Genomic DNA, 16,735 nt, shown 5'->3' with positions numbered 1-16,735 from the left:
GGCCCACATTATGAGCAGAACCATACGAATTGCTACGCGTCGTAGCCTGCTTGCTCTTTGGCAAGCAGAATACGTGAAATCCGAATTGGAACGTCACCACCCCGAATTAACGATCGAGTTGGTCACAATGGTCACCCAAGGCGACAAAATTCTCGACACGCCCTTGGCCAAAATCGGAGGCAAAGGGCTATTCGTCAAAGAACTGGAAACCGCCATGCTCGAACATCGAGCAGACATCGCCGTCCACTCTATGAAAGACGTGCCTATGGAGTTCCCTGAAGGATTAGGCCTTGCGGTGATCTGCCCTCGCGAAAAGCCGACAGATGCCTTTGTCAGCAATCATTTCAATTCTCTGGATGATTTACCACTGGGCGCACGCGTTGGCACCTCATCGTTACGCCGAGAAGTCCAAATCCGTGAACGTCGCCCCGACCTAATTGTTTCAAGCTTACGCGGCAATGTGCAAACACGCCTTGGTAAACTGGATGCGGGAGAGTTTGATGCCATCATCCTTGCGACCGCAGGTTTGATTCGCCTGCAACTTGAAACGCGCATCCGTCAGGAAATCCCCGCTGAAGAGAGCCTGCCAGCCGGCGGCCAAGGCGCGGTTGGGATTGAGTGTCGACTAGACGATCATGAACTCATCGCGCTGCTCCAACCCCTGCATGATCTTGACACCGCTGACCGAGTCTTGGCCGAGCGCGCCATGAACCGCCGTCTTGAAGGTGGATGCCAAGTACCCATTGGATGCTACGCTCTGCTAGAGGGGGATCAGCTTTGGTTACGAGGACTGGTCGGACGCCCAGATGGCACCCTTGTTTTGCGAGATGACATTCGCGGCCCTAGAGATCAAGCCGAATCCTTGGGCATCACCCTTGCCGAGCGTTTATTGGCAGCGGGTGCTGATGAGGTGTTAAAAAGTGTTTATGCATCAAATGGATAAACCCTTAGAAGGCCGTCATGTCTTGGTATTGCGGGCAGCGCATCAAAACGCTGCCCAATGTGAACGCTTGGCGCAGCTAGGGGCACAGGCCGTCGCACTCCCGGCATTGGAAATCGAGCCTGTTACCGAGATAAATACAGCGGACTACTGGCCATTAAAAGACAGCATTCAAAATATCGATACCTACCAATTCGTTATTTTTGTAAGCCCTAATGCAGCTGAATGTGCGTATGACTGGATCGATACCTATTGGCCTCAATTGCCCATCGGCGTCGAGTGGATCGGCATTGGCCAACAGACCTGCAAACGCCTGCAAAGTGTAGACATTCCGGCTTGGTCTGTTGAAACGGGCTTCGACTCCGAAAGTTTACTGGCGGACGCGCGTCTTCAAAGGGTTGCAGGGCAACGCGTCCTCATCCTTCGCGGACAAGACGGCCGACGTCTTATTTACGACACACTCACCCAACGTGGTGCTAAAGTCGATTATAGAACAGTTTACTATCGTCGCTGCCCCCGCTATTCTGAACAGGTTATTTATGACGCTGTGATCGCTCACCCACCTGCTGCCATTCTAGCAACCAGTGGCGAGGTGCTGACCAACCTATTGTCCATCGTAGGCCAGCTTTCCACAGAGCAGCGCCAATCAATTTTTTTAAGCTTGTTAATCGTTCCCAGCCAAAGAATTGCTGAATTAGCACAAGGTTTGGGATTCACCCGGGTCAGGGTTGCGTCTGGACCAGATGATGAATCAATGGTTCAGGCAATACTTCCTGCCAACGAATTGGAACAACCGGCATGAAAGACACACCAGAGAAGAAGAACGATAGCACGACCAAGAAAACTCAACCTGAACAAACGGCCCCTGCAACCGATAGCAATCGTGCAGATGAGCCAACGCCTTCCAGCCCTGACACTAACGAAGCAAGCGCAAGCGACCCAAGTGCATCCGCAGCGGAACCTAGTGCCGAGCCCAAAATAGCGTCTACAGAAACACCCACCAAGCCTGAAGTGGCGCCTGTGACCCAACCCAACTCATCGAGCTGGTCAGGGAAGGTCGCTTTAGTGTTGTCAGTGGCGGCGCTGGGTCTAAGTGGCTATATGTATTGGTCCAGCGAGCAATCTCGCACTCAACTGCAACTTCTCTCTGCAAACCTAGACAGCGCACTAGCCAGTGCTAAAGCGGACAGCAGCGAGCGCATCAGCGGCCTTAGTCAACAGTTAGGCCAAGTTCAAGAGCGCACTGAACAACTGCGCTCATTGAGCACACAAACGGAACAAAGCATCGAAACGCTGCATGGCCGCTTAACGCAAGCCGTACAACAAATGAATGCACAACAGCAGGTTGCCGATAAAGACTGGTTACTGGCAGAAGCTGAGTACTTACTGCGTCTGGCCAACCAGCGCGTCTTAATGGAAAATTCGGCATCAGGCGCCTTGGCTCTGCTCAGATCCGCCGATAAGGTGTTACAAGAAGCTGACGATGTTTCGCTATACCCAATTCGTCAAAGCTTAGCGGCAGACATCAGTGCTTTGGAAGGCGTGCCAAGACTGGACGTGGAGGGCATTTTCTTACGCTTAAGCGCAATGAGCCAACAAACGGCACAACTGCGCATGTCTCACCCCTCTGATCAACGCCAACTACCCAATTTATTGGATGATGTGACACCGGACTCTTTAAAAGAGAGCTGGGGAGCAGGCGCCAAAGCGGCACTCAACAAAGCCATGGACAAGCTGGATCAACTGATTGTTATTCAACACAGAGATGCACCGATTGCTCCCTTATTGGCCCCGGATCAAATCTACTATTTACAGCAGAATCTCCACTTAATGTTTGAGCAGGCGCAGACCGCCCTTTTACAACGTCGCCAAGGCGCATACGAAGAGAGCTTATCGAAGGCATCAACCTGGATCGGAGACTACTTTGACACAACAGAAGCCAATGCTATTTCATTGCTGCGTGCCATAGAAGAACTTAAATCCTTCCAAGTCGCGCCAGAGCTGCCTTCAATTGCCACGTCTCTCAACGCACTCAAGGATCACATGGCTGAAGTCAGACGCTTACAAAGAGAAGGAGGCAATTAATGAAACGTTTCTTTCTACTGGTGCTCATCGTCTTAGTCGCTGGTGCATGGGCTGGTCAGCTCATGATGCAAGACACTGGATATGTATTAGTGGCTTTCAAGCAAACGACGATTGAAACCACTCTTTGGGTATTCTTAATTGCGGGCCTTATCGCCTTTTTCATTGCTCATGGCCTTGTGAATCTGTTTTTTAACACTCACCTGCCTTGGGAGAAATTCCGTAACTGGCGTGAAAAAAGACAGCAAAAAGCAGCAAACAAAGAAACCCTTAAAGGCTTTTTACAACTGTCACAAGGCGACTGTTTGAAGGCACAGAACTTGCTCAGCCAATCAGCTGAAAAGTCCGGCGTTCCGCTGATTAACTACCTTGCAGCCGCACGTGCCGCCAATGAAGGTGGTGACCACCAGAACGCTGATTTGTTGCTAAAAAAGGCCTTAAAAGCAGCCCCTGAGGCCGACGTAACCATTAAAATCACTGAAGCTCAATTCAAGGTCAACCGTGGACAAGTGGAAGCCGCACTCACGCTTCTGTTAAACCTTCGTCGGACAGAACCGCGAAACAAACAAATTCTAGTTCTGCTTAAAGAAGTCTATGTGGGGCTCGATGACTGGCAAGGTCTCGTTGACCTCCTTCCAGACCTAAAAAAATACGAAGCACTGACCAACTCGCAGTTGCAGCGCATTGAAAAAGACGCTTGTTTGGGTCTTCTTAAGCAGTTCAAACAGCAAAACACCCTCACCGACGAGAATGCCGTCAAGCATTTGCAAAGCCTTTGGGTGACCTTACCCAAAACAGTTGCGAAACAAAATGACGTGGTGGCTGAATACGCCCAGCAACTCATCGAACACAAGGGGTTTGCAGCAGCCGAAACCTTACTGCGCGAGACGCTCAACAACAGTTGGAGTGAAAAACTGATTGAGCTGTATGGACAAGTACAGATCGCCAAGCCACGAAAGCTTCTTGATCAAGCGAAGGCATGGCTTTCCGCACACCCTGAGAGCCACGGGCTAAGATTAGCCCTTGCTCGCCTCTCCCTTCTCAATCAAGAGTGGGAAGAAGCCGCTGAGTATTATCAAATGACTCTGGCGTCTCAGGAGACACCTGAACATCTCGCAGAATACGCAAGACTTTTGAAGCATCTCGGCAAACCTCTTGAGGCCAGCGAGCAACTGAATCGGAGTATTGAGCTTCTGAGCAGCCAACTCCCTGATTTACCCTTGCCACCCCCGGCACTCAAAGCAACCTAAACACTGCACTACAGGATGCATAAAAAAAGGGTCTGTTATGACCCTTTTTTTACAGCAATACACACCAACTTAAACCTGTCGCACAGGCCTTGGCGCATAGGCAAACGCATCCGCAAAGATCTGATCTTCCTGCACGCCTTTGTCTTCCAACACATCCACTAATGCGTATACCATGGCAGGTGACCCACTAATGTAAACCCTTAACTGAGTCAGATCACTCGGCAGGTCTTCTTGAATTGCGCTGGGCAACATTCCTTTACGCCCCATCCATTCAGCATCCTCCTCGCTCAAGACTGGCACAAAGTGCACATTTTTATGCTCTTTGGACCACTGATGCGGCAAATCCACTAAATACATATCTTCACGCTGACGAGCCCCCCAATAAATATCGATGGGATTCATCACTTGATTGGCGAGCAAATGCTCAACCATACTTTTGATTTGAGCAAATCCTGTGCTTGCGGCCACAAAGATTAAGTGCTGCTCAGGCTTCAATCTGTGTACATCTAGGCAACAGGTCCCCATACCCAAGGTGACACGCACCTGTGGCTGGGTCTGCAGATGCGTCAAGATTGCTGTATTTAAAAGGCTCTCGGGCATCGCACGGATATGCAGTTCCAAATCGCTGCTTTGATCAGGTGCAGACGCAATCGAGAAAGATGCTTTGCGCCCATCAGGCAATTCTAAATCTAAATATTGGCCCGCAATAAATTCCAACCGTTGCTGAGCGTCTGCCAAACGTAAACGGACTCGATACACATCATGGTTCAATAAACTGACATTGACGATATCTGTCGTGTAACTTTTCAATTCTGTGCTCCTCCAAGGATATCTAGACTATCCCACAACTCATCCACTCGCTGCTTGATGTCATCACTCATCGCAATGGGCTCTCCCCACTCACGCTGAGTTTCTCCAGGCCATTTGTTGGTCGCATCCATCCCCATTTTGGAGCCTAAGCCAGAAACAGGAGATGCAAAGTCAAGATAATCAATCGGCGTATTTTCAATCATGACGGTATCTCGAGAAGGGTCCATTCGTGTGGTAATCGCCCAAATCACGTCTTTCCAATCGCGAGCGTTGACATCATCATCACAAACAACAACAAACTTAGTGTACATAAATTGGCGCAAAAATGACCAAACACCCAACATGACACGTTTTGCATGACCAGGATACTGTTTTTTAATCGTCACAACCGCAATCCGATAAGAACAGCCCTCGGGTGGTAAATAAAAATCAATGATCTCGGGGAACTGCTTTTGCAATATCGGCACGAAAACTTCATTCAGAGCAACCCCTAAAATGGCCGGCTCGTCCGGTGGCCGCCCCGTGTAGGTGCTGTGATAAATCGGGTCTTTACGGTGCGTAACTCGCTCAACCGTAAAGACCGGAAAACGATCCACTTCATTGTAGTAGCCCGTATGATCCCCAAACGGCCCTTCATCCGCCATCTCATCTGGGTAAATATACCCTTCGAGAACAAACTCAGCGCTTGCAGGCACCTGCAAATCATTGCCAATACACTTAACCAATTCCGTTTTGCCACCGCGCAATAAACCTGCGAATGCATACTCCGACAGCGTATCAGGAACCGGAGTCACGGCACCTAAAATAGTCGCGGGATCAGCTCCCAATGCCACGGCAACGGGAAACGGCTGCCCAGGATTTGCCTGTTGCCATTCACGGAAGTCTAGTGCTCCCCCACGATGGGCCAACCATCTCATAATCAGCTTATTGCGGCCAATGAGCTGCTGACGGTAAATACCTAGGTTTTGACGCGGTTTATTCGGCCCACGCGTGATGACCAGTGGCCAAGTCACTAAAGGTCCAGCATCTCCCGGCCAGCAGGTCTGAATTGGCAGCTGATACAAGTCAACATCATCACCCTCAATGACATATTCCTGACAAGGTGCCGAACGTACCAACTTAGGCCCCATATTCAAGACGTGCTTAAACACTGGCAGTTTTTCCCAAGCGTCTTTAAAACCCTTAGGCGGTTCAGGCTCTTTCAGCTGTGCCAGCAACTTACCCACATCTCGCAACGCCGAAACAGACTCTTCACCCATGCCTAACGCAACACGCTCAGGGGTTCCAAACAGGTTAGCAAGGACAGGGTATTTAAAGCCAACAGGGTTTTCAAACAATAGCGCAGGCCCGCCGGCTCGCAGCGTTCTATCACAGATTTCAGTCATTTCCAAAACAGGATTGATAGGCTGTTTGATGCGCTTCAGTTCACCGCGCTGCTCCAGCATTCGGATAAAATCTCGGAGATCTTTGTATTTTGGTGTAGACATGGCAATAACTTTTTTGAGAGCGGTAGCGACGCCAAAGCGGTCGCTACCTGTTTGAAGATGTTAGCCTTACGTCAGCAACATCGAAATAGATCGTTACTTACGCTTCATCGACAAGAAGAACTCATCATTTGTTTTGAAATCTTTTAGCTTATCAATAACAAACTCTGTCGCCGCTGCGTCTTCCATTGGATCAAGTAACTTTCTGAGAATCCACATACGTTGCAACTCATCTTCCGTGGTCAGCAGGTCTTCTCTGCGCGTACCGGAACGACGAATATTAATCGCTGGGAACACTCGTTTCTCGGCCACTTTACGATCAAGGTGAACCTCAGCATTACCCGTTCCCTTGAACTCTTCGTAAATGACTTCGTCCATTTTAGAGCCCGTATCGACCAGCGCCGTGGCAATAATGGTAAGGCTTCCACCTTCTTCAATATTTCGAGCGGCACCAAAGAAGCGCTTGGGGCGTTCTAAGGCATGCGCATCAACACCACCCGTTAATACCTTACCGGAGGATGGAATAACTGTGTTGTAGGCACGCGCCAAACGTGTAATCGAATCAAGAAGGATAACAACGTCCTTTTTATGCTCGGTTAAGCGTTTTGCCTTTTCCAACACCATTTCAGCCACTTGAACGTGACGTGATGGCGGCTCATCAAAGGTTGAAGCTACAACTTCACCTCTGACCGTACGCTGCATGTCGGTCACTTCTTCAGGACGTTCATCTATCAAGAGGACAATCAAGTAGCAATCTGGGCTGTTACGCGTAATGCTGTTGGCGATATTTTGCAGCATTAAGGTTTTACCCGCTTTTGGCGGAGACACAATCAGCGCACGCTGACCTTTACCCATAGGTGAAACCAAGTCAATGACGCGTGCCGTAATATCTTCGGTACTGCCATTTCCCACTTCCATCCGAATGCGGGACTGAGCAAATAAAGGGGTGAGGTTTTCAAAAAGGATTTTGTTCTTGGCATTTTCAGGACGGTCGAAGTTGATTTCACTGACTTTAAGCAGTGCAAAATAACGCTCACCGTCCTTTGGTGGGCGAATTTTACCTGCAATGGTATCGCCCGTTCGTAGATTAAAGCGTCGTATTTGGCTAGGTGACACATAAATGTCGTCGGGACCTGCCAGGTACGAAGAGTCTGCTGAACGCAAAAACCCGAAGCCATCTTGCAGTATCTCCAAAACACCATCGCCGTAGATGTCTTCTCCACTGACGGCATGTTTTTTCAAGATTGCAAAAATAACATCTTGTTTGCGAGACCGAGCCATATTATGTAGGCCCATGGTATTTGCGATCTCTAGAAGATCAGGAACACTTTTTAATTTTAATTCGGTAAGATTCATAGTTTCTTTGGATGCAGCCAAGAGTGGGCTGATATTGAATGGTAGCCGGAGGATTGATTGGAAAGATTAATTACAGCAATCGAAACTAAAGGTAACGATTATTGTACCTAGTAACATCTAACGACACGTAAAAGATAAGGGAAATATAAAGATTTTATGAGCTGGTGTCTAGTTTTCTGATAACAAAATGCGCGATATACCGACGTAAATCGCGCATCCGTTTCAGCAATTACAGATTTGCATCAATAAAAGCTGACAACTGTGACTTCGACAATGCACCTACCTTAGTCGCTTCAACGTTCCCCCCCTTGAACAGCATTAACGTTGGGATTCCGCGAATACCGAACTTTGGCGGCGTTTCGTTGTTTTCATCAATGTTCAGCTTGCACACCTTGAGCTGCCCTTCGTATTCCTTAGCGATTTCCTCAAGGACAGGGGCGATCATCTTGCATGGGCCACACCACTCCGCCCAATAATCGACCAAGACGGGGCTATCAGACTTCACCACCTCATCTTCAAAGCTTGCGTCGGTGACGTTAACAATAATATCGCTCATGAACTTCTCTCTCCATTGCACTTGGTGCTTTGTAATCGATTATACATGGATAATAACACCAGTTTTTACTGATTGTGAACTGAATATTCATAGGTATACCCTATCACCTAGATAGTGAAAAGCTTCTTAAGCACGAAAGGGTCTGGCAGAATAGGCATTTAGCCAGTACTCTCTGTTAAAAGTAAATTAGAGATTAGAATCAATGTACGAACAATCAGCCACAATTGATCCCAATAAACCCGGCGCATTGATGGCGGCCATCGACATTGGATCGAATAGTTTTCACATGGTCGTCGCACGCTATGTTGAGGGTGAATTAAAACCCATTGATATCATGTCGGAAAAAGTACAGCTTGCATCCGGTATGGACGACGAAGGGCTTTTAACACCTGAAGCACAGCAAAGAGGGCTCGATTGTCTGAGCCGATTTGCTCAACGTTTAACGGAGCTACCTCGCCGATCAATACGTGCGGTTGCAACCAACGCGCTACGAGAAGCCGTTAATGGCGATGAATTCGCACAGAAAGCAGCTCAAATCTTGGGCCTACCGATTCAAATCATTGCTGGACATGAAGAAGCACGTCTTATCTATTTAGGTGTTTCTCATAGCCTTGCAGACGACTCAGGCAAACGCTTAGTGATTGACATTGGCGGCGGCAGTACCGAGTTTATTATCGGCGAACGCTTTGAACCCCAACTGCTCGAAAGCCTACAAATGGGATGCGTAAGCTTCCATGAAGAGTTTTTCTTAGATGGAAAAATTACTGAGTCTGGCTTTTACAAGGCCAAAATGGCTGCACAACAGGAGCTTTTATCCATCAGACGCAACTATAAGCGCTTAGGCTGGAGCAGCTGCGTGGGTTCTTCTGGCACGATAAAAGCCACCTTGCAAGCCTGCACAGAACTCGGCCTTTCGAATGGTATGATTACACGCGAAGCTTTAAACAAACTTAAAGCTCACTTACTTCAGGTCGGACATTCGGACCAACTGATGCTTTCGACGATTAAACCCGAGCGCAAAGCCGTATTACCTGCAGGGGTCGCCATTCTCGATGCCGCCTTTGAGTCGCTGGATATTGACAGCATGGCATTTTCGGATGGTGCGCTTCGCGAAGGTGTACTTTACGATATGGCTGGGCGTTTACGCATGAAGACGTGCGTGAACGGACAATCAATGCTTGATGCAACGTTACCACATTGACAGCAAGCACGCCTATCGCATTGAAGCTACTGCACTGATTCTGCTCGCACAAGTCAAAGACGCATGGCAGCTGAATGATCCAGAATTCCATGACATGCTCTGCTGGTCAGCTCGTACACACGAAATCGGATTAACCATTTCGCACAACCGTTATCATCGCCACAGTGCCTATTTACTGCAACACTGTGACTTGGCAGGATTCAGTCATTTAGAGCAGCAAATGCTGGCCTTTTTAGCAAAAGGGCATCGTCGCAAACTCCCTAAAGACGAATACAAAACGCTACCGGACGAAAAACGCGATGCGTATCTGCGTTTGTGTCTTTTGCTTCGCTTGGCCGTCATCTTTCATCGTAGCCGTAGCAAAGCACGCTTACCGGCCTTCAGCTTGCAAGTCGATGGTAATAAGCTACACCTAAGCTTCCCGTCAGGATGGCTTGACCATCATCCACTGACATGTGCAGATCTTGAAAATGAATCTGAATTTCTAAAAAGCATGGACTATAAGCTTAAAGTCGACTGACATGTAAAAAGCCACTCCACGTGAACGATGGATTGAACGCTACAAATGAAGGCTACAAAAAAGCCCTTGACGCTGACCGCGATCAAGGGCTTTTTTATATGTGTGTTAGACGCTTACAACTGTGGACCTGCTTTAATGATCTCTTCAGAGACACCAGAGAATTTCTGGAAGTTATCAACAAACTGTTGAATCAAGTCTTTTGCAGCGGCGTCATAGTCGGCCGGATTCGCCCAAGTTTCGCGCGGATTCAACAAAGAAGAATCAACCCCTGGCACCTGAGTCGGAACGGCAAGATTGATACCTGGCAAATGAACCAGCTCACAATCTTTTAGCGCACCACTTTGAATCGCACTAATGATACCGCGCGTCGTCGGAATGCTGAAGCGCTGACCCGTTCCGTAAGAGCCACCAGTCCAACCTGTGTTCACAAGGTACACGCGTGAACCAAAGGCGTTGATACGCTTCATCAATAAGTCAGCATAAACATGCGCTGGGCGTGGGAAGAAAGGTGCACCAAAGCAAGTAGAGAAGGTTGACTTAATGCCACCACCTGAACCCATTTCAGTTGAGCCGACCAAGGCTGTATATCCAGACAAGAAGTGATACGCTGCTGCTTCTTTGGTTAATACAGAAACAGGTGGCAAAACACCCGTTAAGTCACAGGTCAAGAAGACGATGGCTTCAGGTTCTGCACCCTTGTTGTCAGACGAGCGCTTTTCAACGTGCTCAAGTGGATACGCACAGCGACCGTTTTCGGTCAGCGACGTGTCGTTGTAATCTGCGACGCGTTTTTCATCCAACGTAACGTTTTCAACAATTGCACCAAATCGAATCGCATCCCAAATAATGGGTTCATTCTTCTGGCTCAGGTTAATGGTTTTAGCATAGCAACCACCTTCAATATTGAAGACAACGCCTGTTCCCCAACCATGCTCATCATCCCCGATCAAGAAGCGCTCAGGGTCTGCAGACAAGGTCGTTTTACCTGTACCCGACAATCCGAAGAACAGGGTTGTAGAGCCGTCTTCGCCAATATTGGCTGAACAATGCATAGGTAACACATCGAACTCAGGCAACAAGAAGTTTTGCACAGAGAACATGGCTTTTTTCATTTCGCCAGCGTAGCGCATGCCCGCAATTAGGACTTTACGCTCGGTGAAATTTAGAATGACGCAACCATCACTGTTTGTACCATCACGCTCTGGCTCACAGACGAAGCCAGCGGCATTGATAATTTCCCACTCATCTTTTGAATTAGGGTTATACACGGAGGGACGAATAAAGAGATTTAAACCAAACAGATTTTGCCACGCGGTTTGCGTTGTCATTTTAACTGGAAGGTAATGATTGTCATCCGAGCCAACATGCACATAGGATACAAAGCGCTCTTCATCATTCAACCAATTGGCCACACGATCCCATAAGGCATTGAATTTTTCAGGATCAAACGGTCGATTCACCTTTCCCCAATCCACGGTATCGGCAGTGGTCGCATCCTTAACGATAAAACGATCCATCGGTGAACGCCCGGTACGCTTACCGGTTGTGACAACCAGTGCACCATTATCAGCCAGCACACCTTCTTGACGCTGTAAGGCGCGCTCAACTAACTCAGCTGGGCTAAGGTTCTGATGTGCAATTTTGACGGTTTCTGTAGTCATTACTAATTCCCTTGGCGCTATGCCAAAAAATTACTGAAGAGCCTTAAAGACCCCTGCCAAGAAGCCTCGGTGAGTACCCGCTAATCGCTTAGGTTACACAGATGTCCGAGCCTAAATACTAATACTTTTTCACACTCTAAAGGCCAACTATTATGACATAAAAAAGCGCGCATTGGGACAATGCAGAAACTCTTCTCATTCACAAATTTGCCTAGCTAGACTAAGGTTTAACGTATCTTTGCAGTTAGTGCAATACGGAATCTCCCGCGCCACCCTCTTGGGACGACTCAGCAAAAAGGGATTTAATGTCCGTTTGAGTAAACAAATAGCGCTCATTACAGAATTGGCAATCAACCTTTAACACACCATCGCTCTCTTCAGCGGCGGCGTCTAGCAGGTCAGATTCAGCTAAGAGCTTGAGTGCGTTCTCACTTCGTTCCCGGGAGCAGTCGCAATAAAACGCAAGCGTTTGCGCTTCAAAGAGCCGACACGCCTCTTCGTGAAATAAACGATAAAGCAGTGTCTCATTGTCCAATGAGAGCAACTCGTCTGCTGACAAGGTTCCCGCTAAAAACGTAATTCGCTCCCAGTCGTCGACACTCGCCTTCGCGCTGGGTAGCATCTGCAACAAAAGACCCGAGGCTTGCTGCCCATCGGCTTGCAAGTAGATACGTGTCGCCAATTGCTCAGACTGCTTAAAGTAAATCTCTAGGCATTTAGCGAGCGTTTCACCTTCCAAACCCACCACGCCTTGATAACGCTGTCCACCCGCAGGCTCTAGCGTTAGAGCCAAACGCCCATCCTCTAGCAGCTGTGCAAGACTGGTAACATCTGGAACATCGCCATCAATTCTGGCAACAGCTCTTACCTGCTGATGGTGTGTGCATTCCGCCATTAACATACGCACGGCACCCGTGCCTTGCGCTTGCAAAATCAGTCGTCCCTCAAACTTTAACGTCGAGCTTAATAGCGTAACGGCCGCCATCATTTCGCCTAACAGTGTTTGGATGCTTGCTGGGTAGCTGTTACGACTCAATACCGACTGATAGCTTTCCTGCAGCCCTGTCACCACACCTCGCACATCTAAATCGTCAAACAGTATTCGTTGAATTTTATCCGGTGAGCTCATTCACAATTTCCACCTTAACGGCTAACTCTAAGAGTGGAGCCGGCGCACTTGCGCTGTTACCATAAAGAAATATTTTAACATAATGGGTCTATTCATTCGTATGACAAGCTCAAAACCTTTTTTTTCAGATCAATGGCAGCTACGCCCACTGATTATCTTTCATGCAATTGCGTTAGCGCTCCTGCTCAGTTTTGTGTGGCCAGCGGGCTTTTTTGCCTGGAGAGCCGCGGATGAGCAGGTTTTCTTTGCATTAAATTCATCCCTTGAGAGCGGCGGAACTTGGGCTTGGCTCTGGGCTTGGGCAAACACACGCTACAAAGACCTCGCATTGGCGGTCGTGATGCTGTGCTTTCTCATTTTCCCTAAACTGGGCATTCCTCGTGCAGAGCTCCAAAAAGCCTTTATCGGCTTTGTGGTATTGCTCTTCTTACTGCTTCCATTACGCTATTTTTTCTACGAATTTGCGAAAGCGATGGATCTAACAGGACCTAGCCCCTCTAGAGTACTAGAGCCTGCCTATTTACTGACTGAGCTATTCCCCGGCATCCCCGCTAAAGATGCCTCATCTCGCAGTTTCCCCGGAGACCACGCAACCATTTTGTTACTCTGGGCCGGTTACCTACTCATGAGCGCTCGTCACTTGATGGCGTATGTGGCGGCTATAATTGCAACACTGATGATTTTTCCAAGACTGGTCGGAGGCGCGCACTGGCTCAGTGACATTCTCGTTGGCGGCTTAGTCATCGCACTGCCTATCCTTGCTTGGGGCTTCTACACCCCCCTGCTTCACAAGTGTACGAACAGCCTTGCCAAGCACCTTCAACCTTTGTTTCACCTAGTCAGCCGAATTCCACTAGTCGGAAAACTGGCTTTTTTTGATGCCAGTCGAGGCCGGGACTAATCCCAGCTCCCCTTAATACGCAGCAACTCCCGACGACTTTTTTTATCCGGTCGATGCTCGGGAGCGCTGCCGTAGGTTTTGCGTTGCTCTGCTGCAATCTCTCGTTTTTCAATACTTTCTTGAGTTTCACGATACAAGCGCTGAGCCTCCTCGGCTCCTCTCCTCTGGTCGGCAAGACTCACGACAACTATGGTTTTTTCATCAAAACCTAATCGGAGGGTCAGCTCTGCGCCTATCTCAACCATTTTGCTACTTTTTGCACGCTGTCCATCATAATGCACTTTACCGCCTTCAATCATTTGCTTGGCCAATGCACGCGTTTTATAAAATCGAGCGGCCCAGAGCCACTTATCTAATCGCACTTTTGATTGGCTAGAATCATAATGTTGGGTCATTCGTTGGCATCACCTCTTCAAAATCATGAATTGCATTAAAGCGATCAACACTGCGCGCAGGCAGTTGACTATCGGGTTGAGCGATACTCAGCAAGTAGCCGACACCATAGCGAGCAGCGGAGTTAAGGACAGGGAGACTATCATCAATCAACAGGGTTCGCGAAGCGAGAAGGGCTCTCTCTCCTGTAACGCATGCCAAAATGCTTGATCTTCTTTCGGCACCTTAAACTCGTGAGATGAAATCACCGCATCGACCATACTGGCCAACCCCGTTCGTTCTAACTTTAAATTTAAGCTATCAGGGTGCGCGTTGGTGACAATCACACTGCGTTTGTGTGATGTTTTTAACGCCTTTAAAAAACTCGGCACATTCGGACGAAAGCCAATCTTTTCGGCCACTTCATGCTTTAGCGCCGCAACAGGCAAGCCCAACTCTTCTGTCCAATAATCCAAACAATACCAACTGAGACGCCCCTGCTCCTGCTTTATGCGCTCATGCAGCCATTGCTTTGCTTCACTTGGCTCAAGCGCATGCACTTGCGCATAGCGCGTAGGCAAAAACTCCAACCAAAAATAGGAGTCAAAATGGAGATCCAACAAAGTACCGTCCATATCCAACAAAACTGTGTCTATCGCTTGCCAATCCAATATCATCAGTGAAACACTTACCCTATTGATTAAACCTATCTCCAGTATGAACTGATCAATTTGATTTTTGAAGCTCATCGAGCTATTCGCCAAAGGAGCCACATATGCACACTAACCTGCCGCCCATTGAGTCATTACTTGAATTGGTTCGCAACGCCGGTGACGCAATCATGGAGGTGTATCATCAAGATGAATGGGACACACAGTTAAAAGCGGATCAATCTCCTGTGACCGCCGCAGACTTAGCCGCTGAGCGGATTCTGGCCCAAGGCCTGAGTGTGCTGACCCCTGACATTCCCATTTTGAGCGAAGAAGCACAGATACCTGATTGGTCAGAACGCCAAGGCTGGGCTCGCTACTGGTTGATTGACCCACTAGACGGTACGCGTGAGTTTCTACAACGAAATGGTGAGTTTACCGTTAACCTTGCGCTGATTGATCAACAAACCCCCATCTTAGGCATTGTGTATGCCCCTGCAAAATCAGCGTTTTACTGGGGAGGCACCCAGTTAGGAGCTTGGTGTTTAGAAAATGGATTGCCAAGTCCCATTCAAACTCGTGCAATTGAACACACCGTTCATTTACTCACCAGCCGCCGCCATGGGCGTAAAGAAGCTGAAGCCGTCGCTCAAGTATTAAAAGATTTCGACGTCAACACCAGCGCGATGGGGAGCTCTCTCAAACTTTGCTTGATTGCCTCAGGGATGGCTGATTTATATCCCCGAATGACACCGACTAGCGAGTGGGACACAGCGGCAGCACAGGCGATTTTGGTTGAGGCAGGTGGAGTATTGCTCAATGCCAATACACTGGAGCCTTTGCGCTACAACACCAAGGACTCGCTGGAAAACCCTGCCTTTATTGCATTGGGCGATACATCTCTCAACCTTGAAAAACGTCTTAATTCTGAATCTTTCAACCACTGAACCTTGTTTTTCAAGCAAGCGCCGCAATATAGTGATTGATACGTGTTTAATCGAAGGGGCTGACTCCTATTAAAGACAAAAAGTCACATTTTTTGTGCCGTTATAGAATGTCAATTCGGTGATATGATGGTACAGATTGCGTGAAGGCGTAATTCTTTTCGTAACGTTAAACACCAACTCCTGTCAAATTAAAGGTGATTATAATGAGTTTTGAACTGCCAGCACTGCCTTACGAGAAAAATGCACTTGAACCCCATATTTCTGCAGAAACCTTGGATTACCATCACGGTAAGCACCACAACACCTACGTTGTTAAGCTGAATGGCCTGATCCCGGGTACTGAGTTTGAAGGCAAGAGCTAGAAGACATCATCAAAACGTCATCTGGTCCTGTTTTCAACAACGCCGCTCAAGTTTGGAACCACACTTTCTACTGGCATTGCCTTGCACCTAATGCTGGCGGTGCTCCGACAGGTGCTATTGCCGATGCTATTAATGCCAAGTGGGGTTCTTTCGAGAAGTTCCAAGAAGAGTTCAATGACAAAGCCGTCAATAACTTTGCCTCTAGCTGGACTTGGTTAGTTAAGAACGCTGACGGCTCTTTAGAAATCGTTAACACCAGCAATGCTGGCACTCCGATGACCAATGGCCAAACAGCGTTGTTGACGGTCGACCTTTGGGAGCATGCGTACTACATCGATTACCGCAATGTACGCCCTGACTACCTGAAAAGCTTCTGGGCACTTGTAAACTGGGAATTTGTAAACCAGAACCTAGCGGCTTAATATCCACAACCAGGGTATAAAAGCTCTGCGCCTCAGCGCGCGTACTTTACAGAAAAGACCGCATTCAGCGGTCTTTTTTATGTATCACGCAA

General features: G+C 48.3%; 17 protein-coding genes and 1 pseudogene. 9 read left to right on the top strand and 9 right to left on the bottom strand.

All coding sequences use genetic code 11. The annotated features are described in order from the left end of the window. The first annotated feature begins 10 nt into the window (after positions 1-10). From hemC to D791_RS11850, 4 genes are read left to right on the top strand one after another with little or no spacing between them, the layout of a single operon-like run. Positions 11-943 (top strand): hydroxymethylbilane synthase, encoded by a 933-nt coding sequence (gene hemC / locus D791_RS11865; RefSeq protein ID WP_202806869.1) that lies wholly within the window; start codon positions 11-13, stop codon positions 941-943. Next, positions 927-1,742 carry a uroporphyrinogen-III synthase gene (locus tag D791_RS11860; protein ID WP_051514480.1) on the top strand — a complete coding sequence of 272 codons (816 nt, stop codon included), beginning with the start codon at positions 927-929 and terminating at the stop codon, positions 1,740-1,742. Before hemC ends, D791_RS11860 begins: the two co-directional genes overlap by 17 nt. Next, the gene (locus tag D791_RS11855; RefSeq protein WP_036511877.1) at positions 1,739-3,025 is read left to right on the top strand and encodes a uroporphyrinogen-III C-methyltransferase; all 1,287 of its coding nucleotides are present in this window, start codon (positions 1,739-1,741) and stop codon (positions 3,023-3,025) included. The genes D791_RS11860 and D791_RS11855 overlap by 4 nt, the downstream gene beginning before the upstream one ends. Then, complete coding sequence (locus tag D791_RS11850; protein ID WP_036511876.1) at positions 3,025-4,272, top strand: heme biosynthesis HemY N-terminal domain-containing protein; 1,248 nt, start codon at positions 3,025-3,027, stop codon at positions 4,270-4,272. The genes D791_RS11855 and D791_RS11850 overlap by 1 nt, the downstream gene beginning before the upstream one ends. 69 nt (positions 4,273-4,341) lie before the next feature. Here D791_RS11850 and D791_RS11845 read toward each other — a convergent pair whose 3' ends face one another. From D791_RS11845 to trxA, 4 genes are all read right to left on the bottom strand, one after another. Beyond that, the gene (locus D791_RS11845) at positions 4,342-5,082 is read right to left on the bottom strand and encodes an NAD(P)H-flavin reductase (protein ID WP_036511874.1); all 741 of its coding nucleotides are present in this window, start codon (positions 5,080-5,082) and stop codon (positions 4,342-4,344) included. Continuing rightward, complete coding sequence (gene ubiD, locus D791_RS11840; protein ID WP_036511872.1) at positions 5,079-6,569, bottom strand: 4-hydroxy-3-polyprenylbenzoate decarboxylase; 1,491 nt, start codon at positions 6,567-6,569, stop codon at positions 5,079-5,081. The genes D791_RS11845 and ubiD overlap by 4 nt, the downstream gene beginning before the upstream one ends. A gap of 93 nt (positions 6,570-6,662) precedes the next feature. Next, complete coding sequence (rho, locus tag D791_RS11835; RefSeq protein ID WP_036511869.1) at positions 6,663-7,922, bottom strand: transcription termination factor Rho; 1,260 nt, start codon at positions 7,920-7,922, stop codon at positions 6,663-6,665. Positions 7,923-8,151: 229 nt separating this feature from the next. Further along, complete coding sequence (gene trxA / locus D791_RS11830) at positions 8,152-8,478, bottom strand: thioredoxin TrxA (protein WP_036511867.1); 327 nt, start codon at positions 8,476-8,478, stop codon at positions 8,152-8,154. A gap of 202 nt (positions 8,479-8,680) precedes the next feature. Here trxA and ppx point away from each other — a divergent pair, with 202 nt between their 5' ends. Both ppx and D791_RS21795 read left to right on the top strand, forming a co-directional pair. Next, positions 8,681-9,679: an exopolyphosphatase gene (gene ppx, locus D791_RS11825; protein WP_337588643.1), complete on the top strand. Its 999-nt coding sequence runs from the start codon at positions 8,681-8,683 to the stop codon at positions 9,677-9,679. Next, positions 9,660-10,199, top strand: coding sequence for a hypothetical protein (locus D791_RS21795; RefSeq protein ID WP_337588642.1), 540 nt, complete (start codon positions 9,660-9,662; stop codon positions 10,197-10,199). The genes ppx and D791_RS21795 overlap by 20 nt, the downstream gene beginning before the upstream one ends. A gap of 113 nt (positions 10,200-10,312) precedes the next feature. Here the strand turns inward: D791_RS21795 and D791_RS11820 are convergent, their stop codons facing one another. Then, positions 10,313-11,860: a phosphoenolpyruvate carboxykinase gene (locus D791_RS11820; RefSeq protein ID WP_036511865.1), complete on the bottom strand. Its 1,548-nt coding sequence runs from the start codon at positions 11,858-11,860 to the stop codon at positions 10,313-10,315. A gap of 244 nt (positions 11,861-12,104) precedes the next feature. Beyond that, positions 12,105-12,989 carry an Hsp33 family molecular chaperone HslO gene (hslO, locus tag D791_RS11815; RefSeq protein ID WP_036511863.1) on the bottom strand — a complete coding sequence of 295 codons (885 nt, stop codon included), beginning with the start codon at positions 12,987-12,989 and terminating at the stop codon, positions 12,105-12,107. Between the two features lie 100 nt (positions 12,990-13,089). Between hslO and D791_RS11810 the strand changes: the two genes are divergently transcribed. Continuing rightward, complete coding sequence (locus tag D791_RS11810; protein WP_157682346.1) at positions 13,090-13,890, top strand: phosphatase PAP2 family protein; 801 nt, start codon at positions 13,090-13,092, stop codon at positions 13,888-13,890. Here D791_RS11810 and hslR read toward each other — a convergent pair. The 3 genes from hslR to D791_RS11800 are packed head-to-tail and all read right to left on the bottom strand — an operon-like array spanning position 13,887 to position 15,011. Continuing rightward, the gene (gene hslR / locus D791_RS11805; RefSeq protein ID WP_036511859.1) at positions 13,887-14,285 is read right to left on the bottom strand and encodes a ribosome-associated heat shock protein Hsp15; all 399 of its coding nucleotides are present in this window, start codon (positions 14,283-14,285) and stop codon (positions 13,887-13,889) included. The genes D791_RS11810 and hslR overlap by 4 nt on opposite strands. Further along, positions 14,269-14,436: an HAD family hydrolase gene (locus D791_RS21790; RefSeq protein ID WP_337588641.1), complete on the bottom strand. Its 168-nt coding sequence runs from the start codon at positions 14,434-14,436 to the stop codon at positions 14,269-14,271. The genes hslR and D791_RS21790 overlap by 17 nt, the downstream gene beginning before the upstream one ends. Continuing rightward, a complete protein-coding gene (locus D791_RS11800) occupies positions 14,433-15,011 on the bottom strand; it encodes an HAD family hydrolase (protein WP_337588640.1) in 579 nt (192 codons plus the stop codon). The genes D791_RS21790 and D791_RS11800 overlap by 4 nt, the downstream gene beginning before the upstream one ends. A 26-nt stretch (positions 15,012-15,037) precedes the next feature. Here D791_RS11800 and cysQ point away from each other — a divergent pair, with 26 nt between their 5' ends. Together cysQ and D791_RS11790 are read left to right on the top strand one after the other, a co-directional pair. Continuing rightward, positions 15,038-15,859 carry a 3'(2'),5'-bisphosphate nucleotidase CysQ gene (cysQ, locus tag D791_RS11795; RefSeq protein WP_036511857.1) on the top strand — a complete coding sequence of 274 codons (822 nt, stop codon included), beginning with the start codon at positions 15,038-15,040 and terminating at the stop codon, positions 15,857-15,859. 203 nt (positions 15,860-16,062) lie between these two features. After that, positions 16,063-16,643: pseudogene (locus D791_RS11790) on the top strand (Fe-Mn family superoxide dismutase). Positions 16,644-16,735: the final 92 nt, after the last annotated feature.

The sequence above is a fragment of the Nitrincola nitratireducens genome (assembly GCF_000585235.1).
Taxonomy (GTDB): Bacteria; Pseudomonadota; Gammaproteobacteria; order Pseudomonadales; family Balneatricaceae; genus Nitrincola; species Nitrincola alkalisediminis.
The sequence above is the reverse complement of the archived record's forward strand: the minus strand, read 5'-3'. Positions and strand labels throughout refer to the sequence as shown.

Bases quoted from the DNA above. Each gene is read 5' to 3' on its own strand.
- hemC (WP_202806869.1), top strand. From the start codon at position 11: ATGAGCAGAACCATACGAATTGCTACGCGTCGTAGCCTGCTTGCTCTT.
- D791_RS11860 (WP_051514480.1), top strand. From the start codon at position 927: ATGCATCAAATGGATAAACCCTTAGAAGGCCGTCATGTCTTGGTATTG.
- D791_RS11855 (WP_036511877.1), top strand. From the start codon at position 1,739: ATGAAAGACACACCAGAGAAGAAGAACGATAGCACGACCAAGAAAACT.
- D791_RS11850 (WP_036511876.1), top strand. From the start codon at position 3,025: ATGAAACGTTTCTTTCTACTGGTGCTCATCGTCTTAGTCGCTGGTGCA.
- ubiD (WP_036511872.1), bottom strand. From the start codon at position 6,569: ATGTCTACACCAAAATACAAAGATCTCCGAGATTTTATCCGAATGCTG.
- rho (WP_036511869.1), bottom strand. From the start codon at position 7,922: ATGAATCTTACCGAATTAAAATTAAAAAGTGTTCCTGATCTTCTAGAG.
- trxA (WP_036511867.1), bottom strand. From the start codon at position 8,478: ATGAGCGATATTATTGTTAACGTCACCGACGCAAGCTTTGAAGATGAG.
- ppx (WP_337588643.1), top strand. From the start codon at position 8,681: ATGTACGAACAATCAGCCACAATTGATCCCAATAAACCCGGCGCATTG.
- D791_RS21795 (WP_337588642.1), top strand. From the start codon at position 9,660: ATGCAACGTTACCACATTGACAGCAAGCACGCCTATCGCATTGAAGCT.
- D791_RS11820 (WP_036511865.1), bottom strand. From the start codon at position 11,860: ATGACTACAGAAACCGTCAAAATTGCACATCAGAACCTTAGCCCAGCT.
- hslO (WP_036511863.1), bottom strand. From the start codon at position 12,989: ATGAGCTCACCGGATAAAATTCAACGAATACTGTTTGACGATTTAGAT.
- D791_RS11810 (WP_157682346.1), top strand. From the start codon at position 13,090: ATGACAAGCTCAAAACCTTTTTTTTCAGATCAATGGCAGCTACGCCCA.
- hslR (WP_036511859.1), bottom strand. From the start codon at position 14,285: ATGACCCAACATTATGATTCTAGCCAATCAAAAGTGCGATTAGATAAG.
- D791_RS11800 (WP_337588640.1), bottom strand. From the start codon at position 15,011: ATGAGCTTCAAAAATCAAATTGATCAGTTCATACTGGAGATAGGTTTA.
- cysQ (WP_036511857.1), top strand. From the start codon at position 15,038: ATGCACACTAACCTGCCGCCCATTGAGTCATTACTTGAATTGGTTCGC.